The organism is Paenibacillus sp. GbtcB18 (assembly GCF_019091125.1).
Classification (GTDB): domain Bacteria; phylum Bacillota; class Bacilli; order Paenibacillales; family NBRC-103111; genus Paenibacillus_F; species Paenibacillus_F chitinolyticus.
This window is the reverse complement of sequence record NZ_JAGXJX010000001.1, coordinates 890,560-916,690: the sequence shown is the minus strand read 5'-3', so window position 1 is coordinate 916,690 and position 26,131 is coordinate 890,560. Positions and strand designations below refer to the sequence as shown.

At 56.0% G+C, this 26,131-nt stretch carries 23 protein-coding genes; 3 read left to right on the top strand and 20 right to left on the bottom strand.

Translation table 11 applies throughout. The annotated features are described in order from the left end of the window. Positions 1 to 315 precede the first annotated feature (315 nt). Both KVT34_RS04175 and KVT34_RS04170 read left to right on the top strand, forming a co-directional pair. Positions 316 to 1,290: a copper amine oxidase N-terminal domain-containing protein gene (locus KVT34_RS04175; RefSeq protein ID WP_217556830.1), complete on the top strand. Its 975-nt coding sequence runs from the start codon at positions 316 to 318 to the stop codon at positions 1,288 to 1,290. A 96-nt stretch (positions 1,291 to 1,386) separates the two neighbouring features. Continuing rightward, on the top strand, positions 1,387 to 1,560 hold the full coding sequence (locus tag KVT34_RS04170; protein ID WP_217556829.1) for a hypothetical protein: 174 nt from the start codon (positions 1,387 to 1,389) through the stop codon (positions 1,558 to 1,560). A 91-nt stretch (positions 1,561 to 1,651) separates the two neighbouring features. Here the strand turns inward: KVT34_RS04170 and KVT34_RS04165 are convergent, their stop codons facing one another. The 20 genes from KVT34_RS04165 to KVT34_RS04070 all read right to left on the bottom strand — a co-directional run bounded on the left by KVT34_RS04165 (position 1,652) and on the right by KVT34_RS04070 (position 25,091). Next, positions 1,652 to 2,725 (bottom strand): bifunctional 3-deoxy-7-phosphoheptulonate synthase/chorismate mutase, encoded by a 1,074-nt coding sequence (locus tag KVT34_RS04165; RefSeq protein ID WP_217556828.1) that lies wholly within the window; start codon positions 2,723 to 2,725, stop codon positions 1,652 to 1,654. A gap of 409 nt (positions 2,726 to 3,134) precedes the next feature. Next, positions 3,135 to 4,247 (bottom strand): DUF3626 domain-containing protein, encoded by a 1,113-nt coding sequence (locus KVT34_RS04160; RefSeq protein ID WP_217556827.1) that lies wholly within the window; start codon positions 4,245 to 4,247, stop codon positions 3,135 to 3,137. Between the two features lie 166 nt (positions 4,248 to 4,413). Next, positions 4,414 to 5,373 carry an alpha/beta fold hydrolase gene (locus KVT34_RS04155; protein ID WP_217556826.1) on the bottom strand — a complete coding sequence of 320 codons (960 nt, stop codon included), beginning with the start codon at positions 5,371 to 5,373 and terminating at the stop codon, positions 4,414 to 4,416. 106 nt (positions 5,374 to 5,479) lie between these two features. Beyond that, positions 5,480 to 6,307 carry an undecaprenyl-diphosphate phosphatase gene (locus KVT34_RS04150; RefSeq protein WP_217556824.1) on the bottom strand — a complete coding sequence of 276 codons (828 nt, stop codon included), beginning with the start codon at positions 6,305 to 6,307 and terminating at the stop codon, positions 5,480 to 5,482. A gap of 15 nt (positions 6,308 to 6,322) precedes the next feature. Continuing rightward, entirely contained in the window at positions 6,323 to 7,057 is a 735-nt protein-coding gene (locus tag KVT34_RS04145) for an ABC transporter permease (RefSeq protein ID WP_217556823.1), read from the bottom strand. Further along, the gene (locus KVT34_RS04140; RefSeq protein WP_042225731.1) at positions 7,050 to 7,970 is read right to left on the bottom strand and encodes an ABC transporter ATP-binding protein; all 921 of its coding nucleotides are present in this window, start codon (positions 7,968 to 7,970) and stop codon (positions 7,050 to 7,052) included. Before KVT34_RS04140 ends, KVT34_RS04145 begins: the two co-directional genes overlap by 8 nt. 82 nt (positions 7,971 to 8,052) lie before the next feature. Further along, complete coding sequence (locus KVT34_RS04135) at positions 8,053 to 9,108, bottom strand: sensor histidine kinase (RefSeq protein ID WP_217556822.1); 1,056 nt, start codon at positions 9,106 to 9,108, stop codon at positions 8,053 to 8,055. Further along, entirely contained in the window at positions 9,105 to 9,830 is a 726-nt protein-coding gene (locus tag KVT34_RS04130) for a response regulator transcription factor (protein ID WP_217556821.1), read from the bottom strand. The genes KVT34_RS04135 and KVT34_RS04130 overlap by 4 nt, the downstream gene beginning before the upstream one ends. A 217-nt stretch (positions 9,831 to 10,047) precedes the next feature. Further along, positions 10,048 to 10,962 (bottom strand): oligopeptide ABC transporter permease, encoded by a 915-nt coding sequence (gene opp4C, locus KVT34_RS04125; protein ID WP_217556820.1) that lies wholly within the window; start codon positions 10,960 to 10,962, stop codon positions 10,048 to 10,050. A gap of 12 nt (positions 10,963 to 10,974) precedes the next feature. Beyond that, positions 10,975 to 11,928 (bottom strand): ABC transporter permease, encoded by a 954-nt coding sequence (locus tag KVT34_RS04120; RefSeq protein ID WP_217556819.1) that lies wholly within the window; start codon positions 11,926 to 11,928, stop codon positions 10,975 to 10,977. Positions 11,929 to 11,977: 49 nt separating this feature from the next. Further along, positions 11,978 to 12,997 (bottom strand): ABC transporter ATP-binding protein, encoded by a 1,020-nt coding sequence (locus KVT34_RS04115; RefSeq protein WP_217556817.1) that lies wholly within the window; start codon positions 12,995 to 12,997, stop codon positions 11,978 to 11,980. Next, positions 12,994 to 14,004 (bottom strand): ABC transporter ATP-binding protein, encoded by a 1,011-nt coding sequence (locus KVT34_RS04110; protein WP_217556815.1) that lies wholly within the window; start codon positions 14,002 to 14,004, stop codon positions 12,994 to 12,996. Before KVT34_RS04110 ends, KVT34_RS04115 begins: the two co-directional genes overlap by 4 nt. 148 nt (positions 14,005 to 14,152) lie before the next feature. Continuing rightward, complete coding sequence (locus KVT34_RS04105) at positions 14,153 to 15,565, bottom strand: amidohydrolase (RefSeq protein ID WP_217556813.1); 1,413 nt, start codon at positions 15,563 to 15,565, stop codon at positions 14,153 to 14,155. Between the two features lie 15 nt (positions 15,566 to 15,580). After that, a complete protein-coding gene (locus tag KVT34_RS04100; RefSeq protein WP_309244059.1) occupies positions 15,581 to 17,224 on the bottom strand; it encodes an ABC transporter substrate-binding protein in 1,644 nt (547 codons plus the stop codon). 17 nt (positions 17,225 to 17,241) lie between these two features. Beyond that, the gene (locus KVT34_RS04095) at positions 17,242 to 17,820 is read right to left on the bottom strand and encodes a GNAT family N-acetyltransferase (RefSeq protein WP_309244058.1); all 579 of its coding nucleotides are present in this window, start codon (positions 17,818 to 17,820) and stop codon (positions 17,242 to 17,244) included. A gap of 31 nt (positions 17,821 to 17,851) precedes the next feature. After that, a complete protein-coding gene (locus KVT34_RS04090) occupies positions 17,852 to 19,933 on the bottom strand; it encodes an ABC transporter ATP-binding protein (protein WP_217556812.1) in 2,082 nt (693 codons plus the stop codon). 33 nt (positions 19,934 to 19,966) lie between these two features. After that, on the bottom strand, positions 19,967 to 20,875 hold the full coding sequence (locus KVT34_RS04085) for an ABC transporter permease (protein ID WP_217556811.1): 909 nt from the start codon (positions 20,873 to 20,875) through the stop codon (positions 19,967 to 19,969). Between the two features lie 43 nt (positions 20,876 to 20,918). Continuing rightward, positions 20,919 to 21,845 carry an ABC transporter permease gene (locus tag KVT34_RS04080; RefSeq protein ID WP_217556810.1) on the bottom strand — a complete coding sequence of 309 codons (927 nt, stop codon included), beginning with the start codon at positions 21,843 to 21,845 and terminating at the stop codon, positions 20,919 to 20,921. A gap of 15 nt (positions 21,846 to 21,860) precedes the next feature. Then, the gene (locus KVT34_RS04075; RefSeq protein WP_217556809.1) at positions 21,861 to 23,531 is read right to left on the bottom strand and encodes an ABC transporter substrate-binding protein; all 1,671 of its coding nucleotides are present in this window, start codon (positions 23,529 to 23,531) and stop codon (positions 21,861 to 21,863) included. 264 nt (positions 23,532 to 23,795) lie between these two features. Beyond that, complete coding sequence (locus tag KVT34_RS04070) at positions 23,796 to 25,091, bottom strand: MFS transporter (RefSeq protein WP_217556808.1); 1,296 nt, start codon at positions 25,089 to 25,091, stop codon at positions 23,796 to 23,798. A 174-nt stretch (positions 25,092 to 25,265) separates the two neighbouring features. Between KVT34_RS04070 and KVT34_RS04065 the strand changes: the two genes are divergently transcribed. Beyond that, positions 25,266 to 26,087 (top strand): MBL fold metallo-hydrolase, encoded by an 822-nt coding sequence (locus KVT34_RS04065; RefSeq protein WP_217556806.1) that lies wholly within the window; start codon positions 25,266 to 25,268, stop codon positions 26,085 to 26,087. The last annotated feature ends 44 nt before the right edge of the window (positions 26,088 to 26,131 follow it).

Here is a 26,131-nt window from a genome sequence, read left to right as displayed (position 1 = left end):
CACGCGCCTGACCAACTTTCACATGATCCCGTCGAGACCGGTGAAATGGACTTCTCTGTTCAATTGAGTGTGCGAGATGGTAACTGTCATTGTTTCCGGCCTCCTTTCGAATAATTGTACCCATCATACGGTCTTTTGCGGCAAATTGTCAATCCGTACCACTGGGAAAAAATGATTATAATGGTTTCGGCATTTATTAATACGTTAATAAAATCAGTTATTAACCTAGTTCATTTCCAAAATATAGGTTGAAAGTCCTATCTAACTATGAGACGATTACGAAAGATTTTCACATAGGAAAAGGGGACATTTATTTTGAACAGGAAAGTAAAATCCGCACTTCTAGTCACTCTGCTTGCAGCGTCTGTCGCAATGCCAGGCAGCGTATTTGCCCAAGAACCCGTAAAAGTTTTCATACAAAACGAGCGGGTCCATTTCGACGTCGAACCCGCGATTGAATCGGGGGTAACTCTCGTCCAATTTCGTCCTATTTTTGAAGAACTGGGCCTAACCGTAGAGTGGGACTCCAAAACCAACACCGTTACGGGCCGAAAAGACGGGCTGTCCATCGTCTTGCAAATAAACAACAAAAATGCAGCCGTCAATGGTGAAACCAAGGTTTTGGAGGCAGCTCCGGCGAATGTGGACGGCAATACAATCGTCCCTTTGAGATTTATCGGCGAAGCTACAGGCAATCAAGTAACTTGGAACGAATCCGCACGCCAAATCGTTATCCGCAGCGGCCCGGAGCGCGGATCAGGCAACAGCGCTACGGTGAGCGATCCATATTTTAATTGGACTTGGGGAATGAGCCCGGCCGAGGTTCAGGCTACACTGAATCAAAAGCCGTACATTCAATACAACGGCGACAAAGGCGGTTACGATTTCGTGCTCTATCACAATCGGTTTGTTGAGGAAAACGACAGCCAATTGGCTTTCAAATTCAACTCCTCCGGACTAACGGAAGTCGCTTATCTTCCCGTGTTGTCTTCTACCTATGACGAGATCTACGATATGTACGGGGAAATCTCCGGGACACTGTCCGCCTTTTACCGGCAAGACGACGAAGACTACTTGATATGGTCGGATGATCTTGCGGAATCCTTTTATAAACAAATCTACGGCAAGGACCGCAGAGGGATGATCGAAATGGCCATGGGATCGGAAAATTTAACGATTTTCAACCAATTCGAGGCAGATACCTACAAAGCATCTTTGCTCTTTACCAATGAGGGCACGCTGACAGAGCCGGAATATAAAATGGGCCTGATCTATTCGCGTCCCAAATAATGAAGCACTCCTCATTGTTTTGCTTAAAACGATCAAGAAATTTATAATGGCAGGAGGACGCAAACGCTAAGCTATATAGAAGAAGGAGAATACACGATGAAGATCTATGCGGTTCTTTCGTTTAACGGAGAGAGTACGGAGAATGTGTGCGTGACGCCGGACGAAGAGAGGGCCATGGCGCTTAAACCGGAAGATTTCGAAGATTGCGACGCGCTGTTCCTGGAAATTTGGGAAGACGGCGAGAAAATAGACGATTACCGTCTCGTTTAAAAAAATAAGAACCGGCCGGCACTTCTTTCCCAAGAAAGAAAGCGCTCGGTCGGTTCTTTTTATACCTGTTCCGCTAAGCGGGCCCGTGTCTCTAAAACAGGCCGGACTCCGTTACCGTTTTGTAGAATTGCGCGAATTCCTCGAAATTAAGCTGCTGCGCTGCGTCTGAAAGGGCGGTTGCCGGGTCCGGGTGAACTTCGACCATCACGCCGTCCGCGCCTGCGGCAAGCGCCGCTTTCGCACAGGGCGCCAAAATATCTTTTCGTCCCGTGGAGTGGGTGACGTCGACAAGCACCGGCAAATGGCTCTCCTGCTTGAGGATCGGCACGGCCGAAATGTCGAGCGTGTTGCGCGTCGCCTTCTCGTAGGTGCGGATCCCTCTCTCGATCAGCATCACCTGCGTATTGCCCCGGGACACGATGTACTCCGCGGCGTTCAGGAATTCATCGAGCGTGGCCGCTAACCCCCGCTTCAACAGGACGGGAACACGTACGTCGCCGGCCGCTTTAAGCAGCTCGAAGTTCTGCATATTGCGCGCGCCGATCTGAATCACATCAATGTAATCGCAGGCGATTTCGATATGCGCCGGGTCGACGATTTCACTGATCGTTTTGAGACCGAATTCGGAGGCCACTTCTTTAAGAATTTTCAGCCCTTCGATGCCAAGACCCTGGAAATCGTAAGGAGATGTACGGGGCTTGAACGCCCCTCCGCGCATGACCGTTACGCCGGCTTCTTTTAGAACGGCCGCGACTTGACGGACCTGTTCGTAGCTTTCGACGGAGCAAGGACCGGCGATCATGACGGGCTTGCCGTTTCCGACCGAAATTCCGTCACCGAGCGTGACGATCGTGTCTTCCCTCTTGTTTTTGCGGCTTACGAGCAGATGTTTCTTCTGGCCTTCCTCCTGCAAGTTAAGCGACGCCTTGAAAATCTGCTTGAACAGATGCCGGACCGTCTCATGGCTGAAGGGGCCTTTATTGAGCGCCACCAGTTCATCGAGCATTTTCTTTTCGCGGACGGGATCGAATTTCGGGACTCCTTGGCGTTCTTTCTCCAGACCGATCTCCTGAACGATTTCAGCCCGCTCCGAAAGCAGCTCCAGCAATTGGCCGTTAATCGTATCCAGCCGTTCACGCAGTGTATCTAAATTTCCTTGTGCCATCGTAATCTCTCCTTTTTTATGTCCAGAAAATAAAAAAAGACCTCTCCTCCGCAAGGGACGAGAAGTCGTGGTACCACCCTTATTCGAGAGAACGGGCTGCATAAAAAAGCTCGGTCCTCTCACTTTCGGCCCTGTAACGAAGGGAATACGGGCAACCCTAGAGAAAGCCGCTTGCGGCTGTTCCATCAGGCGCCGGCTCCGGAGTGAACTTCGGCGGGGACATTTTCTCGGACGCTCTCAGTCGGTGGCGGTCCGTTCCTGTCATAAATGTCAATCCGCTTACTCTCTCCTTCTCAGCCTGTTCAACAAGTAATTTTACTCATTCTACTTCAAGGGGAAAAATAAAAGCAAGCTATCGGTTTAATGCGAGGTTGCATTACCGCGATAAAGCAACCTCCCCGCCCGGCGTTCAGCCATAGCGGACGAGCACGTGCCAAAGCTGCTTCAAATATTGAAGCACCTCGTCCGGGGTCCCGAAGTCCGCCCACGATTCCGGCTGACGATGCAGGCTGGCCGCGGCTCTGCCGATCGCGGCCGCATCGAACACGTCCCGGGACGCCGCCTCCGTCCCGTAGGACGAAGCGACCCGCCGTGCAAGCGGGGGCATAACAGGTCCGCGGAAATCTTCCGGCACCGATCCGGCGGCAAGCCGGAAGCCGGGATGCCAATAGAGCGGAATGCCGTGAGCCTCGCTCAGCGCGTCAAGCTGCGCGCCGGTGGCGGTGCCCTGAAAGGACGGGTCCGCGACGAGCGCGTCCACGTCCGAATCCAAGCGGATCGCCCCGTGTATCTGCGATTCGACGTAGGCGTCGAGGGCGCGGCCTATTCCGCCGGAGGCACCCGGAACGGGCATCCCGTCTTTGCCGCCAGGCTCCGCTGCGCTCAGACAGCGGGCTGCAAACGCCCCCGCATCATGCACTTCCGAAGCGAGCGTGGAGCCTGTGGTCCGCACCTCTTCGAGCAGGGCCGCCAGCACCGGCATAAACACCTTGCGGGTACCCGCGTGTTCCGGCTTCGTGTGACTGTCCCCGCATGTAAACGTGCACCGGTCCATGACGCCGGCTTTCAGCCGGAAATGGCAGGACCCGAAGCGCGGGGACGCCCCGTCCGCGTAGCGCATCACGTTCAGCGCGCCGTATTTCGGCCGGTCGTACGACTCTGCTCCCTCCGCCTGATAAGCGCCCGCGAACAGGCTTCGCTCCCAGCGGTCGCGGTCCCCGCCCGGGTAAGCGCTCAGGCCGCCGCTGGAGATGCGCGTTTCGAACTGGCTGCGGTATTCGCCGTCCCGCAGCAGCCCTTCCGCAACGGTAAGGCCGCCCGCGATGAGCCGGTCCGGGTGAAAATTCAGCGTGACGCGGGAGCGGGCCAAAACCGCTGCGCACAGCTCGTCCGCGGACATACCGTCGTAAGCGGCCTCCCGCAAAATCCTGGCCGCCCTCTTCCTCGCATGCGGCTCCGCCGCTGCTGCTTTCGCCTCTACAGACTTCAGTGCCTGCTCCTGGCAGCGTTTCAGCTCCGTCATCGCGAACCCCCCCTCCGCATTTTTCTTTGATGATACCTGACTTCCCGCAAACATCCTCATGCATCCGTGATTATGTCTGACTCACTGCAGGTCTCACTTATTACAGATTATAGGCCGGAAACACAACAAAGGCCAAGGGAAAAATCCCCCGGCCTTTGCGGTCGTTTTATAGCTGCTGCAGAAACATAAATTGTTTATCGCCCATACCCGGAAGCCCCTCGTGGGCAAAATCGGGGTAGATTTCCAGCTGTACCGGCGCCTTCAATTTGTTAAGCACCGCATACTGCGTGGATGGCGGGCATACGGTATCCATCAGGCCGATGCCGAACAAAATATCCGCCGTAATCCGGGAAGCCAGATGCTGGATGTCGATATAGCCCAGCTTGTAGAACACTTCGTCTTCCCGCTTGTGCTGCGGATCGAAGAACCGGAAGTACGTACGCAGCTCCGCGTAAGCGTCCTTGGCCAGATCCATTTCCCAGACGCGCTTGTAGTCGCTCAGAAACGGGAAGTTGGCAGCGACTTTGCGGATACGCGGCTCCAGTGCCGCGCAAGCGAGCGCCAGCGCGCCTCCCTGCGATCCGCCCATCGTGGCGACGCGGCTGCCGTCCACTTCCTCGAAATCCATCACGATCCGCGCCAGACGGACCGTATCCAGAAAAACATGGCGGAACAGCAGCTCGTCAGGATGCTCATCCAGTCCACGGATAATGTGACCGTGATGCGTGTTGCCCGCAATCCCGCCGATATCCTGCGACTTCCCGCCCTGACCGCGTACGTCCAGCGCCGCTACCGAATAGCCGAGCGCGGCGTACGGAAGCCGCTCCAGCCAGTCTCCGGCATGGCCGGTATAGCCGTGAAACTGAAGAACCGCCGGATGCGGTTTGCCGTCCGATTTCGGTTTCACGTATTTGGCGTGAATCCGGGCCCCTTTTACACCGGTAAAATACAGGTCGAAGCACTCGGCGTAAGGGACTTTAAAGTCCGACGGAACCAGCTCCACGTGAGGGTCTACGGAATCCAATTCGGCCAGCGCGCGCGCCCAGTACTCGTCAAAGTCCGTCGGACGCGGGTTTCTTCCCTGGTACTCTTGCAGCTTTTCCAATGGCAGATCAATTAACGGCATTTCGGACTTCCCTTCCCTCTTGTATATGTATAATTGGAGGTTTGTTCCTAATCTACCTTGATCATATCACCCGGTTGAAACAAAAAACAACCACAATTTTAGCCGTCTAAAGCAGCACCATGTAAATGACTGCCGCCAGCACGAGCCGGTAAATCGCGAACGGAACGAGCTTGATCCGGTTGATCAGCTTCAGGAAGAAGCGGATGGAAATCAGGCCAAACAGAAAGGCGCTTACAAAGCCGACGGCGAAAAAAGGGATGGCCTCAGACGGAATCGAGTCCCAGCTTTTGAGCAGCTTCAAAAAGCTTGCACCCGCCATGATAGGAACGGCCATAATAAACGTAAAATCGGCCGCCGCCCTGTGGCTCAGCCCCAGAAGCACTCCCCCGGATATCGTGGAACCCGAACGGGAGAAGCCCGGCCACATGGCAAGGCACTGGAACAAGCCCATGCCCAGCGCTTGTGTATACGTCAGCCGGTCCACCGTATCGGTCTTGGGGACGACCGGCCGCCGCCATTCCGCAATCAGCATCAGAACGGCTCCGAGTACAAGCCCGATGACGACCGTACGTGTGGAAAACAGATACTCGTCGATATAATCTTCGAAGAGAAGGCCCAGAATGCCGAAAGGAATAAGTCCCACGATGACTTGAAGAAGATTGAGGCGCGGGCCTCCCTTGTCCTGGCCCGGCAGTTTTTTCAAGCCGAACAGGTTCATAAAACGGTCCCGCATCAGAACGACTACGGCCAGGATGGAACCGAGCTGAATGACGACCTTGAAAGTATTGGCCGCCTGGGGAGTAAACAAATCCTTGGTCTGAAACCAGGCATCATCCACGATGATCATATGACCGGTGGAAGAAATCGGTGCAAATTCCGTAAGCCCTTCGACCAGTCCGAGTATAAACGCCGCAAAAAGTTCCCATAAATTCATAGCCGCATGCTCCTTTTATTGAATATCCGATTTGTTAAAATAAATAATCGTTGCCGCCAATCCGGCGATAGACGCAGCCAGAATGGCAAGAACAGAGTACAGAACCGGATACTCGGGCACATACGCTTTGTTGGCGACGACGTGAACCGCCGACCACGGAAACAGTGCGCTGTACTTCTTATCTACAAGAGCTACGTTCGTCATGGTGGCAATAGCTGTGAAAATAATCGTCGGCACATAATTTTTGAACCAGAACGTAACGAAAATCGAAGGGGTCGACAGCAAAAAGAGCAGGACTGCCCCGATGAGATACCGGCCCAGCGAATACAGGATAACGTCGATCGTAAGCCCGTCGAATCCGCCGATCAGTCCGAATACAAACGTAAATCCCCAGGATATCAGCGTTAGCGCAACGATCCAGATCAGCAGCATAAGCAGTTTGCTGAAAAGCAGGCTCGTGCGCGAAACGGGAATGGTCAGCAAATTTTTGAGCGTATCCTCCACGTATTCCCGGTTGAACAGGTAAGCCGTTATAACGCCGTACAAGAGAGTCCCGCTGAGCAGCAGCACATACATATTCGTGTTGTAGAAGGAGATCTCGTACGTGACGGATGTGTCCGGTTTTTCGCTTTTCATGTTTAGAAAGCCGATAAACATAAGGACGGGCGCGGCAGCGGCTCCAATGACGCTGACCAGGAACATTTTCGCGCGTTTTAATTTCAGCAGTTCGGTATACAGCAGATTAACCAATCGTTCCGCCTCCTATCAGCTTGATGAAATAATCCTCAAGTCTGTCTTCACTGATCGTGAGACGGGACACGTCGATGCCGTTCTCCACGAACAACCGGTTCAGAGCGGCTTGACGGCCGATATGGGAATAGACGCGGATTTTGCCTTCACCCCGGACTTCGTAATCGTGAATGTCCAGCTCTTTTTCCAGCAGCATGGCCGCCTTGTTATCGTCCGACACTTGAAACTCCAAATGTTTGCGGTTGCGTTTCCGCAGTTCTTCGAAGGAAACCTCCTCCAGAAGTCGTCCCTGGTGAACAATTCCGATCTGATCGGCCAACTGCTCGATTTCGGGCAAAATGTGGCTGGAAATGAGAATCGTCATTTTCCTCTCCTCGGCGAGCGATTTGATCAGCCTGCGGATTTCTTTGATCCCGATGGGATCGAGACCGTTCGTCGGCTCGTCCAGAATGAGAAGCTCGGGATGATGCAGGACGGCTCTCGCTATGCCGAGACGCTGCTTCATGCCCATCGAATACTGTCCGACAAGTTTTTTCGGCTCCTGGTGGAGGCTGACGATTTCAAGCGCGTCCTGAATCGCCGTCTTCTTATGGACTCCCATCAGCCTCGCGTTGATCAGGAGATTTTCGGCTCCGGTCAAATTTTCGTAAAAGCCCGAATGTTCGACGATCGAACCGATTCTCCTTAAAAGATTTCGTTTGTGTTTGAACAAATTTTCACCGAATAGTTCGATCTGTCCTTCCGTGGGTTTAATCAATCCCAGCAGCATCCGGATGGTGGTCGTTTTCCCCGCTCCGTTGCGTCCCAGGAAGCCGTAAATTTGTCCCTGTCCCACGGTCAGATCCAAGCGGTCGACCGCTTTCTGGTCTCCGTAAGTTTTGGTCAAACCCGTTGTTCGGATAATGGCGCTCATGGTTCCCTCCTGCTCCGTATGGTTCTTTTCTCTGTCCGTATTCAGGATAAGCAGCCGAATTTAAATGCCTCTTAACAAGTTCTTAATTGTTTCTTAAAATGTCGTCCGCCGTCTGTAGCCCCTTGTCCGTTACCGGCAGTGTCAGGTAAAAAGCGGTCCGTACGCCCGGCTCGCTGTCCGCTCCCAGGGTTCCTCCATGCTTCTCGGCGAGGGCTTTCGTAATCGCCAGCCCCAGACCGCTCCCGCCGCCGGCCCGGCTTCTCGACGCATCCGTCCTGTACATCCGTTCAAAGACGAGGCCGAGCTCCTCTGCGGGAATACCCGCTCCGTTGTCCCAGACCGTCAGGCAGTACTTCCCCTGCGCAGAGGACAGTTCCAGTCCGAGCTTATTCCCGTCTCCTCCGTGCTTGACGGCGTTTTGAATCAGATTATTCAGCATCCGCAGAAGACAGACCCGGTCCGCGACAACGGGACAAGCTTCCTCGGGGAGCTGCAGAACCAGCTCCAGCCCCGCTTGATGCAGTTCCGGCAGGAACTCGATTACGGCTTCGCGCACGGTTTCGGCCAGATCAAGCCTGACGGGTTGAAGCCGGATCTCGTCCGCGTCCAGCTTGGCCAGCAGAAATACTTCGTCGATCAGCTTCTTCAAGGCACCGGATTTACGGGCCAGCACATCCAAATACTGCCGCTTCTGTTCCTCGCTTCCCGCCACGCCGTCTCTCAAAGCGTCGATGTAGCCGATGATGGACGTCAGCGGAGTGCGGATATCGTGCGAAATATTCGAGAGGAACCTTTTGCGGCCCGTTTCGGTTTTGATCGTATAAACCTGGAGCTTATCGAGCTGTCCGATCAATTCATTGACCGAGAAAATGACTTCGTTCAGCGCCGGATCGTCGTTCGCCAAAATCCGGGTGTTCACGTTTCCTGCAAGCGCCCTCGCCAATTGACGGTTAACGTCCCGGAGTCTGGCGGTATAACGGAATCTGGAGATGAGCAGCCCCGCCGCGGACGCAAAAAGCGCGGCAAACAGCACCCCGCTCGTCAAAGCGCTCGGAGTGCCGACTGCCGTAACCCCGGCCAGGACCGCCAGTACAATCAAATGGATCGCGCCCAGCAGCTTAACGGGATCTCTTTTCATATTCGCTCACCCGCGAATTTATAGCCGATCCCCCAGACCGTTACGATTCTTTTCGGCTCGGACGGATCTTCCTCGATTTTTTTCCGCAGCTTGCGGATATGGACCATGACGGTATTATCGTCTTCCAGATAATCGCTGTTCCAGACCTGGCGGAAAATCTGGGTTTTGGTGAAAACTTGTTCAGGATGTGTCATAAAAAATTTCAGCAGCTCAAATTCTTTAGCCGTTAACGCGATTTCTTCCCCGTCTTTGTACAGCGTGAATGTTTTGAGGTCCAGTTTCAAGCCGCCGGATGTCAAAGCCTTTTCCGCTGCGGGACCATTCTCGCTATTCTCGTTGTTTTCGCTGCCCAGCACTTTGTATCTCCGCAAATGCGCCTTGATCCTCGCGATCACCTCGTGGATACTGAACGGCTTGGTGATGTAATCGTCGGCTCCGATGCTCAGTCCGACTAATTTATCCACTTCCTGATCTTTGGCCGTCAGCATGAGGATCGGCACGTTCGACGTCTGGCGAAGTCTTCTGCACACCTCGATCCCGTCCACTTTCGGCATCATCAGATCCAGCACGATTAAACTATAGGTGCGTTCCTCCGCAAGCCGGAGCGCTTCTTCCCCGTTATGAGCCGTGTCGGCCATGTAAGTTTCTCTTTCCAGATACGTCTTCAGCAGATCCCTGATTTCTTTCTCGTCGTCCGCAATAAGAATGTGAATTCCCGTCATCCATACACCTGCTCCGCAACAATTTTACCTCTTCTTGTACACTCAGTTTACCGAAATCTCCTTTAAAAGCCAATAAACCGACCCATATGCAGATCCGTAAAAAGAAACGCAAAAAGCCCTTTTCTCCGAAACTCGGGAAGCGGGCGGCGGCACACAATCTTCAAAAACCTCTCATCCCGCCGGAGACGGGAAAAGAGGTTCGTGCGGAAATATTCGATTACGGCTGGGAATCCAGGGCATCGCGCAGTCCGTCCCCGACAAAGTTTATGCTCAGAACGACGAGCAGAATCATCGCACCCGGCGGAATCCAAAGCCAGGGCTGCTCCGTCAGCACCGTCAGGGACTGGGCGTCCGTGAGCATATTGCCCCAACTGGCGGTCGGCGGCTGGACGCCCATGCCCAGGAAGCTGAGTCCCGCCTCGCTCATAATGGCGGAAGCAATGCCGAACGTAGCTTGGACGATAACGGGGCCGGCCGCGTTCGGAAGGATATGCTGCAGCAGGATACGGGGTGTGCTGTAGCCTAAGGCTACGCCTGCCCTGACATAATCCAGCCGTTTGATCGTCAGGACGCTTCCCCTGACCAGACGTGCGACGCCCGGCCACGAGAATAAAGCCAGAACGAGAATGATCGTGCGCATGTCCGAGCCCAGTACGGCTACGACGACCAGGATGACCATCAGAAACGGGAACGCCATGAACATGTCCGTTATCCGCATGATCGCCATATCCAGCCAGCCTCCGAAGTAACCCGAAACCAGACCGACCAGCGTCCCGAAAGTCACATACAGAAATACCGAAGCGAAACCGACGATCAGTGAAACGCGGGTCGCATAAACCAATCGGCTGAATACATCGCGCCCGACCTGGTCCGTACCCAGCCAATGCTCCGCGGAAGGGGCCGCCGAGAAGACGCCCGTCACTTCCTTCGGATCATACGGGACGATAACCGGAGCAAGCAGAGCCGCGGCGATCAGCAGCAGAGTCACGACTGATCCGGCTGCGGCCAGCTTGTGCCGCTTGAACTTCCCTAAAGCTTGCCGCCACGGCCGCGGCGAATCGGGCTCGGCTTCCGTCTCTGCCGTGCCGCTGCTGAAATTCGTTTCGCCCAGTTTCCATTCGGTCAGTGCCACAGCTTCCACCTCCTATCCATTGTAACGAATGCGCGGATCCGCTGCGGAGTACAGAAGATCGGTCAACAAATTCGTTGCCAGTACGATACAAGCCGCCGCCAGATTCAGCCCCATGAGGGTGGGATAATCTCTGGATAGGATCGATTGAATGGTTAACTGGCCGATCCCCGGCCACTGGAAAATTTGCTCGATCAGAATGCTTCCTCCGAGCAGAAGAGGGATTTCCATCGCGATGACGGTAATCATCGGGATCAGCGCGTTCCGGAGCGCATGCTTGTTCGTGACGATAAAAGGATGCAGCCCTTTGGCCCGGGCGGTCCGCAAATAATCCTGCTTCAGCACGTCAAGCATGCTCGCCCTCACGTACCGGACCTTCTTGCCCGCGATAAAAACGCCGAGCACAAAGACCGGAAGAATCATATGGCGGATCAGATCCCAGGCGCCCCCGCCGGCTCCCAGCGTGTACATGCCTCCCGTCGGCAAAATTTTTAACTGGACGGCAAAAATATAAATTAGGCTGAGCCCGAAAAAAAACTGCGGGATCGAAGTCCCGATAAAGGACAGGCCCGTCATGAAATAATCAAATTTCGTATTTTGCCGGACCGCGCTAATAATGCCGACGGGAACGGCGATCAGTAGACCGAGAGCCAGCGATGCCGCCGCAAGTCCCAGCGTGGGCCCCAGTCTTTCGGCGATCAGAGTGCTTACGGGGGCGTAAGAGCTGAACGAATACCCCAGTTCTCCGCGAAGCAGGCCGCCGAGCCACTTGGCATACTGCATCCACAGCGGATCGTTAAGGCCCAGCAGTTCTTTGCGCGCGTCGAGCAGCTCCTTGGGCATCGTCGGATCGATAAGCATATCGACCGGATTACCCGGAGCCATGTTGATCAGGAAGAAATTAATGACCGTGATGCCGAACAAGACAGGAACGGCAATCAGAATCCGCCGGATCGCATACGGAAGCATAAGCGAGGCTCCCTCCTTTCTCTTGCCATCGGCTCGTTATCCTCTTCTTTCAAAAGGGGTGATCTGCCGGTCCGTCCAGCGGAAAATGACAGGCGGCGGCATGAGCTTCGGCGCCCAGCGGCGGCTCGGCCGTTCTGCACAAGTCCCGGACATACGGGCAGCGCGTATGAAACCGGCAGCCGGATGGCGGGTGTTCCGGACTCGGCACATCGCCGCGGATCAAGAGCCGGCCCGCCGAACGCGCTTCCGGGTCCGGCGGCGGATAAGCATTCAGCAAAATCCGGGTATACGGATGCTTCGGATTCCGGAATAGTTCCTCTTTGTTTCCGATTTCAACGATTTTGCCCAGATACATGACCGCGATTCGGGTGCTGATGTACTTGACCGCCCCGATCCCGTGAGCGATGAACAAATAGGTCAGCTTCAATTCCTTCTGCAGATCGCCGAGCAGGTTCAGAATCTGGGCCTGGATCGACACGTCGAGCGCGGAAACCGGCTCATCGCACACGATTAGCTCCGGTTCGAACGAAATCGCTCTGGCGATGCCGATTCTCTGCCTCTGCCCTCCCGAGAACTCATGCGGGAACCGGTTTCCCGAACCGCGGGGCAGCCCTACCAGTTCCAGGAGACGGCCGACGCGCGCGGGAATGTCTTTTTTATCCGCAAGCTTGTGGGCGATAAACGGCTCGGACAGCAGCTCGCTTACTCTTTTGCGGGGATTCAGGGAGGAGTACGGATCTTGGAAAATAATTTGCAGCCGCGTCCTTACCGGCTTTAATTGCCTCCGGGTCTTGGTCGTAATATCCTCGTCCCGAAAAAGAATCCGCCCGGAAGTCGGGTTTTCCAGCCGCACGATAGAACGGCCGATCGTCGATTTACCGCAGCCCGATTCTCCCACAAGGCCCAGCGTCTCCCCTTTGCGGATAGTCAGGCTTACATCGTCCACTGCCCGGATATAACCTGTCGTTCGCGAGAAAATGCCGCTTTTGACGGGATAATACGTTTTAAGATGCTCGACTTGAAGAAGAGGCGCATCGTCCGCCGCAGGAACTTCAGGACGGACGCTCATAAGGCAGCCTCCTTGCGGCCCGGCTTTTCGGGCAGTCTGCCCTCCACCTGAGAGACCCAGCACCGGACCCGGCGGCCTCCCTCCAGAGTGGTGAGTTCCGGCTGCTCTTGCGTGCATACGGCGGAAGCCCACGCGCACCGGGCATGAAACCGGCAGCCTTCCGGCATGCGGTTCAGGGAAGGCACCGTCCCCGGGATCGCCTCCAGTTGTCCGCCGTCTCCGCTAATTCTCGGCATGGAGCCAAGCAGCCCTCTTGTATACGGATGCAGCGGCTCGCTGAACAGCGTAAAAACATCCGCCTCCTCCACAATTTGGCCCGCATACATCACTACGACCCGGTCCGCCATCTCGGCGACGACACCCAGATCGTGCGTGATCAGCAGAATGGCGGCCCCGCTCTCTTCGCGAAGCTGCTTCATCAGCTCCAGAATTTGAGCCTGGATGGTCACATCCAGCGCCGTAGTCGGCTCGTCGGCAATCAACAGCTTCGGCTTGCAGGCGAGCGCCATCGCAATCATGACCCTCTGGCGCATGCCGCCGGACAACGCGTGAGGGTACGATTTCATCAGGACTTCGGCGCGGGGAAGTCCTACTTTTCCGAGCATTTCAATGGCATAGGTCCGCGCTTCTTTGCGGGAGAAATCCATATGCCGCCGGATGACTTCCAGAAGCTGTTCTCCGATCGTAAAAACCGGATTAAGCGAACTCATCGGCTCCTGAAAAATCATCGACATGTCCCGCCCCCGAAGCTGTCTCAGCTCCGGATCCGACGACAGCGCCAAGTTGCTTCCCTGGAAGAAGATATCCCCTTTCTCTATGCGGCCGCTTCTGCCGAGCAGTCTCATGACCGAAAGGGCCGTCACGCTTTTGCCGCTGCCGGACTCGCCGACAATCCCGACCGTTTCGCCGGGCAGAAGCTGAAAACTGACTTCATCTACGGCCGTTACTTCTTCTTGTCCCGTCTTGAAAACGGTCTGAAGACGATGGATTTCCAGCACGGGCAGCATACATTCACCTCTCCTCTATCGAAATTTCGCCGTTATCGCGAGCAAGAACTTCCCGTGGTAACGACCGCGCCGCAAAACGGCGATCAATCGCATACGGCGGAACAGCCGCATTCGTACGACTTGCACAGCGCCTTGCGCACGACAGTCTTTAAACAAGCACGGGCGCTTGAACGTCACTTGGGATGCCAGGCACGTACCTGCGGCCTTTCGTGGCGCGTAGGAACTCCGCCTTGGCCTCGGCAAGCAGCACCCCGCCGTCCGTCAGCAGCTCGTAGGCCCCGAGTGCCAAGAGCTTGGAGGCAAGGTGCATGCCTTTGAGGCCGATCGGCGAGCCGAAGGACGCTGTGGCCTGCCACGTATGCACTTGCACGCCAAACGGCGCGCACGTGGTAATGATCTGCCCGACGGGCGTAATCCACGAGACGTCGCCGACGTCTGTCGAGCCTCCGCCGTAGGTTTTGGGCGCCGGCTTCACGTTCACAAACCCGGCCGGCAGCAGTTCCCCGGCGGGAAGCCCCAGCTCTTCCCCCCGCTTAAGCGACGATTCCCGGATATCGGGAGGCAGCGTATCCGCAAGGGCGGCGGCCAGACGGATATCTTCATCCGTGAACGAAAGCGGACCCGCCTCGTCCTTCTGGCGATAAAGCAGATCGTTGAGCGTATGGTTGACGTTCAGATCGTAGGCGCCCGCCTTAATCTCCCACGTCACCTCGGTTTCCGTCATCAGAGCGGCTCCGCGGGCGATGTTCTGGAGACGCCGGAGCAGCTCGTCGACGTGATCCCGGCCGGAGCCCCGCAGGAAGTACCAGACACTCGCATCTTCCGGCACGATATTCGGAGCCTGTCCGCCGTTCGTGATCGTGTACTGAATCCGCGAACCGTCCGCCACGTGCTCCCGCAAATAATTGGCGCCGACGTTCGTCAGCTCCACGGCATCCAGCGCGCTGCGGCCCAAATGCGGGAAGCTTCCCGCATGAGACGCCCGGCCTTTGAAAGAAAACTCGACGGACGTAAGAGCCGCCGTCGGCACGTTCCACGGCATGTTGTTGCTGCCGGGATGCCATGTGAGCGCCGTGTCCAGGTCATCGAACACGCCTTCCCGGGCCATGAACGTCTTGCCCGAGATGACCTCTTCGGCCGGGCAGCCGTAGTACCGGATCGTACCCGGAAGCTTCTCTTCACGGATGCGGCGGCTCAAAGCAACGGCGGCGGCCACGCCGGCCGTGCCGAGCAGGTTATGTCCGCATCCGTGTCCGGGTCCGCCCGGTACGAGGGCTTCCCGTACGGCGCTCACCTTCTGCGACAAACCGGGCAGCGCGTCGTATTCTCCGAGGATGCCGATAACCGGCTTTCCACTGCCGAACTCGGCAACGAACGCCGTCGCGACACCCCCGATACCCGAGCGGAGCGTGAATCCCGCTTCCCGCAGCACGGCGGCTTGCAGCTGCGAGGCGTACGCCTCCGTATAAGCGACTTCAGGCTGTTCCCAGATTCTCAGCGCAAGCTCTTCGAATTTTTCCGCATGACCGTCCAGCCACTCCACCAAGTCCCGCTTTCCCATCTGCCTCACGCCTTTCTATTTTTTCAAATCCCACTCGTTTGTATTGTTGTACATCCCGATATCGCGGGGTCTTCCGACCAGAACGTCTTTGGATACGGCAAGCAGACGCTTCTCCGAGTAAACCGCGAGCGTAGGCACATCCTCATGGATGACCGCCTGCAGCTCGTTGTAGATCTGCCGCCGCTTCGCCGGATCGGATTCCGTTTCCCCTTTCGTAATCAGTTCATCTACCTTCGGATTATTGTAGCTGTAATAATTGCTCGCGCTGTCGCTTTTGTACAAAGTGAAATACGAGCTCGGTTCAATATAAAAGTCCCGGTTGAAAATAGTAAGATCAAACTCTTTTTTGCGCACCTTCTGGATCAGCGTGGCAAAGTCATACTTCTGAACCTGAACCTTCAAACCGACGGCCTGCAAATTCTGGACCAGAATATCCGCCGCCTGTTCGCGCACTTTATTGCCCACCGGAATCAGGAATCGGATAGGCTTGCTCGTGTCCCATTTCGCCTCCTGGAGCAGCTTTTTCGCCTTGTCCGGATCGTAGGGGTAGGTCTGGATGTCTTTGTTGAAATTGGGGTGATAGCTCGGAATGCCGCCGTCAATCACTTCGCCCTGGCCTTTCAAAAGCTGATCGACAATAAGCTTGCGGTTGATCGCATAAGCGACGGCCTGGCGCACGCGGGCATCGCCGATAGTCGCCGTGTTGAAGAAGAGCTCGGGCGGAATGGAAGGATTGCTCGTCGTAAGTTCCACGTTCGGCAGCGCCTTGACTTTCTCGTATTCCGTGATCGGAATAAGACCGACAGGCAGCGAATTCATATGAATTTCGCCCGTTTGAAGCTGCGCCACCAAGTTGGCGGCCGGAAGCACTTTAATAAAGATCTTGTCGAGCTTGGCCGGCGGCAAATAATAGTTCGGATTTTTGACTACTTCCACATACTGGCCTTTTACGAAATTGGCGAATTTGAACGCCCCGATCGTGACTTCGGGTTTCTGAAAGTAGGGGTGAGTCGCGATCTGTTCGGGGGGAACGTCTTTCAAGATGTGCTTTGGCAGGAAAAATACTTTCGTTCCGAACCGTTCTTTGAAAAGAAGCGGATCGACCGGTGTCTTCGTCCGCACTTCGAATGTGCGATCGTCTATGATTTTGAGGCCGCTGATTTCCGTTTTCCCTTCCTCCAGCTTGCCCGCATTGTTCAGCCCTTCGATAAAATTCAGCTTAAAGTACGTCTCGACTTTCGGGTGCAGAGCGGTCTGGAGCGTAAAAGCGACATCGGCCGTCGTAAAAGGCTTCCCGTCATTCCATTTCGCAGATGGATTCAGCTCCACGACGAAGGTTTGATTGTCTTTCGTCTCCACGGACTCCGCGAGCTTCGGAGTAAATTCGAATTTCTCGTTCAGATTCAGCAGCGAATCGTTGAGGAGCGCAATCGCGTTGTCCGAGGCGGAGTCGCCCTGATCGTTAATCTGGCTGAGCGTAATCGGTGCGTTCACAATGCCGATGTACACGGTCTTTTCGCCGGTGTTCGCTCCTTTGCCGGGCTCTCCCCCCGGATTCGGCGACGATGCCGGAGAGGCGGCAGGCGCCCCGCAGGCCGATAAACCGGTCATGAATGCGGCCCATACAATCAGCCAAGTAATCCGATGTCTTTTTTTCACCCTAACATGCCTCCACTTCAAATTTTCTTCAAATCCCCGGAAAAAGAATACGGCTCCGCTCCCGCCTCGCCGGACGAATGGACGGAGTCATCACCGTTCGCACCGGACCCGCTCCGAAGGTTTTTGATCATGAAAACCAGTTTGTCGTCGGTCCCAAGATCCCTCTCGTAGAAGGGCTGGTAGCCTTTCCGCTCGTAAAAGGGAAGAAGCCACGGATGCTTACGGGACGTTGCGAGCGTCGAAGCGGGCGACAAAAGCGTATCCCGCACGATTTTTTCCTCGACATATCGCAGCAGGCGGCTGCCCACCCCTCGGGACTGCTCCGCCGGGTGTACGGCTAACATAAACAAGAACGGGTACACGGATACTTCTTCCATGTATTTCACCGAAAGGGTTGCGCTTATCCGTCCGTCTCGCTCCAGAACGTAGCACGCATTCTCCACGCTGTTCGTCCGGACGAAGTCATAATCGGCCCGGGTCGCCCTAAAGTCGATGTTCAGGTCCCGGATAGACTGATAAGCCCCCTCAATAAGCGTTAAAAGCTGTCCGGTGTCGTTTTCTCCAGCCAGCCGGAAAATTTCTCCCAATGTCGTCACCTCACCTTAAGAACCTCTAGTAGAAGACAGCTTACAGCGGATAGTGGCAGGCTGCGGCATGTGCCGGGCCGACCTCGATCCATTCGGGCTGAACTTCCCGGCACAGAGCCGTTGCCGCCGGGCAGCGCGTGTGAAATCGGCAGCCGGACGGCGGATTGGCCGGGGAGGGAATTTCGCCCGCAAGCCGGATGCTCTCCCGTGAGCCGAAGCGGTCGCGCCTCGGGACGGACGCCAGCAGAGCGGCCGTGTAAGGATGGGCCGGATGGCGGAACAGCTCATCGCTCGGGGCCGTTTCCACAAGCTTGCCGAGGTACATCACGCCGATGCGATCGGACATATGCCGGACCGCCTGAAGGCCGTGCCCGATAAACAGATACGTGAGATTCTCCCTCTCCCGGAGTTCCTGCAGCAGATTCAGAATCTGGGCCTGCACCGATACGTCCAGCGCCGATACGGCCTCATCTGCCAGAATAAACCGGGGCTGCAGAGCCATCGCTCTGGCAATGCCGATCCTTTGACGCTGTCCTCCCGAAAATTCGTGAGGATACCTGTTGCCCGCAGAAGCGGGCAGCCCGACCGAAGCGAGCAGCTCCTCGACTTTATCGTCGCGTTCCTTCCCCCGGTGCGTTCCGTGTACGGCGAGGGGCTCGCCGATGCACTGCCCGACCGTCCAGCGCGGATTGAGCGAGCCGTACGGGTCCTGGAAAATGACCTGCATCTGCTTTCTCGCCTTCCGCAGCTCTAAGGGGGACATGGCGGAAAGCTCTTTGCCGGCAAACAAAACTTCGCCTTCCGTAGGCGGTTCCAGATGAAGAAGCGTCCGGCCGAGAGTCGATTTGCCGCTGCCGGATTCGCCGACCAACCCGAACGTCTCGCCCTCCCGGATCGTGAAAGTGACGTCGTCGACGGCATAGATCAACCCCTTGGGCCGGCGAAGAAACCCTCCCCCGAGTCGGTATGTTTTCCGCAGGCCGTGTACGGAAAACAGCGGCACCCCAGCGCCGGAGACTTCGCCTGCGGCGTTTTCCTCGCGCGGAGCGGAAACGGCGGCTGCGGACCGGATCACGGCGGTCTCGGACTCCGCACGTTCCCGAACGATGCCCGGCGAGTCTTCCACCGCTCGCGCATCCTCCTTCTGCCGGAGTTCCCCGGCAAGCCAGCACGCCGCCTCGCGTCCCGCGATCTTCTCCAGAGGCGGTGCGGACTGTGCGCACCTCTGGACGGCATGCGGGCAGCGGGGGTGAAAGCGGCAGCCGGACGGCGGCTCGGCCAGCGGGGGAATGCTTCCTTCAATGGAAGGAAGCCGGGAACCCCGGGGAGTCTCCAAACCCGCGACGGAGCCGATGAGCCCCTTCGTGTAAGGATGGAGCGGCGCCCGGAACAACGTATCGGCCCCGCCGACTTCGACGATTCCGCCCGCGTACAGAACGGCAACACGGTCGGCGATCTCGGCCGCCACGCCCAGATCGTGCGTGACGAACAGGATCGACATGCCGTACTCCTTCTGGATCTCCTTCAGAAGGTTCAGGATTTGCGACTGGATCGTTACGTCCAGTGCCGTTGTCGGCTCGTCGGCGATGAGCAGGTCGGGACCGCAGGACAGGGCCATTGCAATCATCGCCCTTTGGAGCATTCCCCCGGACAGCTCTCCCGGATACTGCTTCATCCGCAGGTCCGGCTCCGGGATGCCGACTTTGCCGAGCAGCCGGGCCGCGTGTTTCAGCGCCTCCTTGTAGGAGCTGCGGTTATGCCGCAGATACGCCTCCGCGATTTGCTTCCCGACCGGAAAAAGCGGATCGAACGCCGCCATGGGCTCCTGGAAAACCATCGCGGCCTTCCTTCCTCGGATTGCGCCCATCCCCTTCTGCGGACGCCGGGTCACATCTTCCTGGCCCAGCCGGATGGTGCCGTGCGTGATGCGTCCTCCCTCATATTCCACGAGGCGGAGGATCGCTTTGGACAAAATCGTTTTGCCGCTGCCTGACTCCCCGACCAGGCAGAGCGTCTCGCCGGGCCTTATATGCAGGCTGACTTCAGACAACGCCGTCAGACTTTCGTTATCTTTGGTAAATTCCACCTTCAACCGCTCAATTTCCAGAACCGGCTTTGCCAAGTTCGTCCCCTCCCCTCCGGGTGTTTCTCCCATTCACTTTGCATGCTGTTTGGGGTCAAGCGCGTCTCTCCAGCGGTCTCCCACCAGGTTGACGGCCAGTACCAGGAGCGTAATCGCGAGTCCCGGAAAAGTCGCATTCCACCAGGCGACGGTTAAATATCCTCTGCCCTGCGAAAGAAGCGTTCCCCAGTCCGGAATTTCCTTGAGCACCCCCAGCCCCAGGAAACTAAGCGCAGAGCCGACCAGGATGGACGATCCGATTCCTATCGTTCCCATGACGAGCAGCGGAGAAAAGACATGAGGTAGCACATGCTTCAAGAAAATATGACCCCCGCCCGCACCGATCGAACGGGATGCGGCGATATAGGGACGGCTCTTAATGCCGATCACCTGACTGCGGACAACTCTGGCAAATTTGGGCACCAGAGACACACTGACGGCCAGCACAATGTTAAGCAGACTCGGTCCCAAAGCGGCGGCAATGGCAAGTGACAGCAGCAAGCTCGGTATCGCCATGAGCACGTCAATGATCCGCATCAGCATTCCATCCGCGAAGCCTCCGATGTAACCGGCCAGACTGCCGATCAGCAAGCCTGCGGTCCCGCCGATGAGAACGGAGCCCACGCCGATCAGAAGTGAATCTCTGGCCCCGTAGATGAGAAGACTGAGCATATCCCTTCCGAAGTAGTCCGTCCCGAACCAGTGTGCGGCGCCCGGCTTCTGGAGCAGGGCGTCCGCATTCATTTCCCCCGGTGGATAAGGCGCCAGCCATTGCGGCACGACTGCGCTGAGCGCAATCGCCGAGACGATTAAGAGCGCCGCATAATACGGAACATCCCCTTGGCGCAAAAAGCCCGGTATTCTTCGGCTTTGTTTCGGTTCCCGGCTCCGTTCCCGGGTGAGCTGTTCCGGCACATAGTTTACTTCGGCTGCGGTTTTCATACCGTTCCCCCTTTTTCACGCGTCTCTCTAACGGCTGCCTGGATCAGACGGCCCTTCTCACTCTGGGATCAATGAAAACATAGGACAAGTCCACCAGCACATTGACAAGGACATACACGATTGCGGTAAAAAAAACGACGCCTTGTACGACGGGAAGATCTTTGGACAGAATGGCTCCCGCAAGGAGCCGGCCGATTCCCTGTCTGGAAAAGACCGTTTCGATCACGACGGCCCCGGCCATAAGTTCCCCGATCTGGATGCCGATCATGGTAAGAGCCGGAATGAGAGCGCTGCGCAGCGCATGCCGGTACATGACGACTCTTTCGCTAAGTCCTTTGGAACGGAGGGTGGTAATAAAAGGTTCGTTCATCACCTCAAGCATGGAGCTCCGCACCATCCGCACGATAAAACCCGATCCGACGAGCCCGAGAGCAGCCGCAGGCAGGACAAGCGACTCCCACCCATCCGAGCCTACGGCCGGAAACCAGTTCAGTCGGACGGAGAAAACGAGAATCAGAAGGATGCCCGACCAGAAGGTCGGCATGGAGATTCCGAACAGCGACACGATACGGGCCAAAAAATCAATGAAGCTGTTGCGATGAACCGCCGAAACCACACCAAGCCAGATTCCCGTCACAACCGCCAGGAAGGTGCCCGCTGCCGTAAGCAGCGCCGTTGCGGGAAACTGCTCCAAAATTTTAGGGAGCACCGGGTCGTCGTTCACGAGAGATTTCCCGAAATCCCCCCGCAGCAAATTTTCCGCATAGACGAGAAATTGCCGGATCACGGGCTGATCCAAGCCAAGCTGATGCCGCAGATTCGCTGCCGTCTCCGCAGAGGCGGACGTACCGGCCAGCATCATCAGCACCGGATCGCCCGGCAGCAGGTACAGAATAATGAAGACGAGTACCGAAGCGCCTCCTATGACAAGCAGCGAAGAAACCAGTCTTCTTGTAAGGGCGTAAATCAATCCGGCTTCCCCCCGTTACGATTTTTTCAGACTTACATCGTAAAATAACGGATATCCCAGCGAATCGAATTTGAGTCCGTTCACGTTTTTCCCGGCTGCGACGGTGTACGGAAATACGTACACGGGGAATCCGTAAGCATTTTCGATCAAATACGCTTGAACCTGTTTGTAAATCTCCGCCCGCTTTTTGGGGTCCTGCTCTCTAAGCCCTTCTTCCAGCCAAGCGTCTACCTTCGGATCGGATTTGTGAGTATGGTTGTGCCCCCACTTCCCGTCTTTCGGGATGGCATTCGTGTGAAAAAAGCTCCGCAAAATGTCCGGGTCCCCCGAAACATTGCTGACGCCGACCAGATCATTCGTTCCCTTGACCATCAGAGCTGTCGTCGTATCGGCCAAAATTTCCACTTCCACGGCGATTCCGGTTTTTTTTAGCTGCTGCTGGATCATCGCCGCAATGTCGTTGCGCTTCTCCCTATTCGGCGACGCGTCGATATAACGGATCGTCAGTTTTTTGCCGTTTTTCTCACGGATTCCGTCCGCTCCCTTGATCCAGCCCAGTCCGTCAAGCAGGCGGCCCGCTTCGTCCGGATCTGGTTTCTGAGCTCCTTCCAAGGAGGCATTATAGCCAAGCACGGACGGAGTCAGCGGTGACCAGGCCCGCGTATAAGCGCCCAGATACAAAGTCTTGACGATGGCATCGAAGTCGATCGACAGTTGGACGGCCTTCCGGGCCTCCAGCTCGTTCCAAGGCGCATGATCCTGATTGAGCATCAGCGTGTAGGGAATGCCCGAAGACTCCGCCTGGAAAAGCTGCACGTTCGGGTCCTTCTTCAAAGAGACGAAATTTTGAGGAGGCACCGTCTCTGCGGCCGAAACCTGCCCGCTTTGGACGCTGCCGATCCGGGTCGCCTCTTCCGGAATAATTTTGAATACGAGCTTGTCTATGTACGGTGCGCCTTTATTGGCCGCAAGTTCCGGCGCCCATTTGTAGTCGGGATTGCGCTGCAGCGTGACGGCCGAATTCTCGGTCCAGCTCACGAATTTGAAAGGGCCGGTGCCGACGGGGTTTTTGGTGAGCTGGTCCTTGTATTTCTCGGCGGCCGCCGGTGAAACGATTCCGAGAAAAGCTTGGCTGAGCGAACTCAGAAACGCGCTGTAAGGCGACTTCAGCCGCACCTTTACGGTGTATTCGTCAACCGCTTCGGACGATTCATAAGGACCCAGCAGGGTAACGGCGAACCGGGATTTTGTAGCCGGATTCACGATCCGGTCGAAATTCGCTTTAACGGCAACCGCATTAAAAGGCGTTCCGTCATGGAACTTCACGTCCTTGCGCAGCTTGAACGTATACTCTTTACCGTCGGGTGAGATCGTCCACTCCTCGGCAAGCCACGGTTTGATGGACTGGTCGGGCAGTTGGACGACAAGACTGTCGTAAATGGAGCGCATCACCCGGTAATCGAGTGCGGCGGGCACTACATTAGGATCGAGTCCGGACGGCGATCCGGCGAGCGCGTACGTAAACGTGCCGCCTTGAACGGCGGACGGCTGCCCGGCTGTTCCGTTTTCAGAGGCCGGAGGGATTGCGCTGCCGGTATTTCCCGCGTTCCCCCCGCAGCCGGACAATATCGCGAAAATAAGTGCAGTCAGAACTGCCTTGTGAACATGACGTCTGGATGAAATCATAAGTCCTCTCCATTTCATTAAGTTTAAGTCCCACTCAGCCGCCTTTCCCGGTGCAAGGCCTCCCTGTCCCATAAAAAAAGGAGACACAGCTTTCCTCCGGGAAAGACCGTATCTCCAGTGACCTGGTCGATATCTGATTAAACCGATAATATTAGTATGTTATGATTATAGCTATCCCTTTTATTTCTGTCAATCCTTGGCAATCAAGACATGGAATAAAAAACGGGACACTTCCTTTCGGAAGCATCCCGCTCAAATCGGCTGTTAACCCGCTGCCTGCTCGGCTTCCTCCGCCGGCTTGAAGCGTTCTTTGCCGAAGAACACGTGAAAAAGAATGCATATTACGGTATAAACGACGGCCGTAATGCTGAAAGCGTAGGCGTAGCCGTAGTAAGACCCGTACGTCGCCACAAGTCCCATGCTGACGGGAGAGGCCAGAAACCAGCCCAGATTGAACATTGCTTCCCCGGAGCTGGACGCAAGTCCCCGCATCGAGCGGTCGACGTACTTCATTTTGATCGTGCTGTAAAAAGGATTCGCCGCATTCATAAGCGCCTGTCTGAACAAGTATCCTACGCTGGCGAGCGTAAAATTAGACGAGTATGCCGTAATCAGCAGAAAAGGAATCGAGCTTAATTGGAGCAGGACGACCGCTCTCGCTTCGCCGATTTTGCGCGCAATGGCGGGGCCGAGCAGAAAAGCGAGCGCGGTCGCCCCTTGCCCCAGCGATACAGTGAAGCCGATCATCGTTTTGGAGGCATGAAACCTATCCTCGAAATAGACGTTCAAATAAGGCACAATCATCCCGCCCGCCGTCGAGGACAGCAAGCTCAGAAACGCAAACAGCGCGATAATCTGGAGCGAAGATTTATGCTTGGATGCCGTTTGCCGCCAGCCGGGTTTAGAGCCGGTCCTTTCATCTTCCCTTTCGTCTTTTTCTCCGGCTTCTTCCGATGTATACAAGAGCACGGGAATGAGTCCGAGCGCCATCGTCCCGACGCCGATCAGCAAAGTCGTTCTCAAGCTGAGCACTTCCGAGATGCCGAAGGCAAAATGGAACATATCCGTCAAAACGCCGCCCAGCATGTTTCCCGCCACGCTTGCGAACATACCCAGCGCCATGTTGAAACTGAACAAGTGCACCCGCTGCCGGGGTGTCGAATTGTTGGCCATAAAAGGAATAATCGTAGCCGATACGACCGCCTGCGACATTCCCCCGAGAAACGAAGTAATGAGCAGGGCGTTTTTAAACTCGAAAAGAGAGCGGGCGGTGAGTGCCAGCAGCACAAAAAAGAGACCGGCGGATACGATCCGCTTGGGCCCGAATCTGTCGTTCATGATTCCTGCCGGGATTAATATGATTGCGGATGCTATGGCCGTCATCCCGACCAACTGTCCAACCATCGTCTGATCGTAGCCCAGAGCGCGGACGTACAAATTGTACACGAGCCCGAACATGCCGAGACCCGTATTCCACACGAAAATAAACACGAAAAAAAGACGAATGTTCCGGCTGTATTGAAGCAGTTGGGTTTTCCATTCGTTGAGAAAGTTCATCATGTTCCTAGCATAACTCATTTCGCAAGTAAGCGGTATCTTTTTTCATCCGGCGGTGAATAAAAGGGAGCTTCCAAAAAGTAAGCTCCCCCGGTTTCTTTCTCCTTCTTTGGATGCTACAATTTCTCATAAATGCCGGGCGTAAATCGTCCATAAAGCAAGGAGATCTTGAAACGTATGATCCAATACCAGAGCGAACAGGTAACCGTTTTTCAAAGCATGTTGTACAAAACAACCTCGACCGTAATCGTGACAGACGATCTTGTCTTGATCGCCGATCCGAACTGGCTGCCCCGGGAGATCGAAGAAATCCGGCAGCATGTCGAAGCTGTGCGGGGCGACCGGCTGGTTTATGTGCTGTTTACCCACGGCGATTTCGACCATATCATCGGATATAAGGCGTTCCCGGGAGCAGTCACGATCGGAAGCGAGGGACTGCGCGACCACCCGGACAAAGAAAACAAGCTGGCCCTCATCACTTCGTTCGATGCCGGCCACTATATCGACAGAGGCTATCCTGTGGAGTTTCCGCATGTTGATATCGCAGCGGCCGGAAACGGCCAGGTGTTCCAGCTCGGGGAAACCCGCCTGACTTTCTATCTCGCGCCCGGTCATACGGCTGACGGGCTGATGACCGTGGTCGAGCCGTTAGGCGTACTGATTGCGGGGGATTATTTGTCGGACTTCGAGCTTCCTTTCATTTATGACAGCGCCAAAGCGTATGAAGGGACATTGGACACGGTCCGGCACATTTACGGCGCCCATAACTTGGAGCTGCTCGTCCCCGGCCACGGGGAGGCGACCGGGGACGTCCCCGAAATGGAACGCCGACTGGAGCTCGCGGACCGCTACCTCGCAAGCCTGATCGCGGCCGTTCAGGCTGACGACGGCGACGCTCTGCTCGCGCTCCGGGACTCGCACGCTTACCGCTCCGCCTTTACGGACGGCTGCCACGACGAGAACGTCCGGATCGTCCGCAGCGAGTACGCCGGCGGATAGAGCGGGCGACCTGGCGCGGGCGACCTGGCGCGGGCGACCTGGCG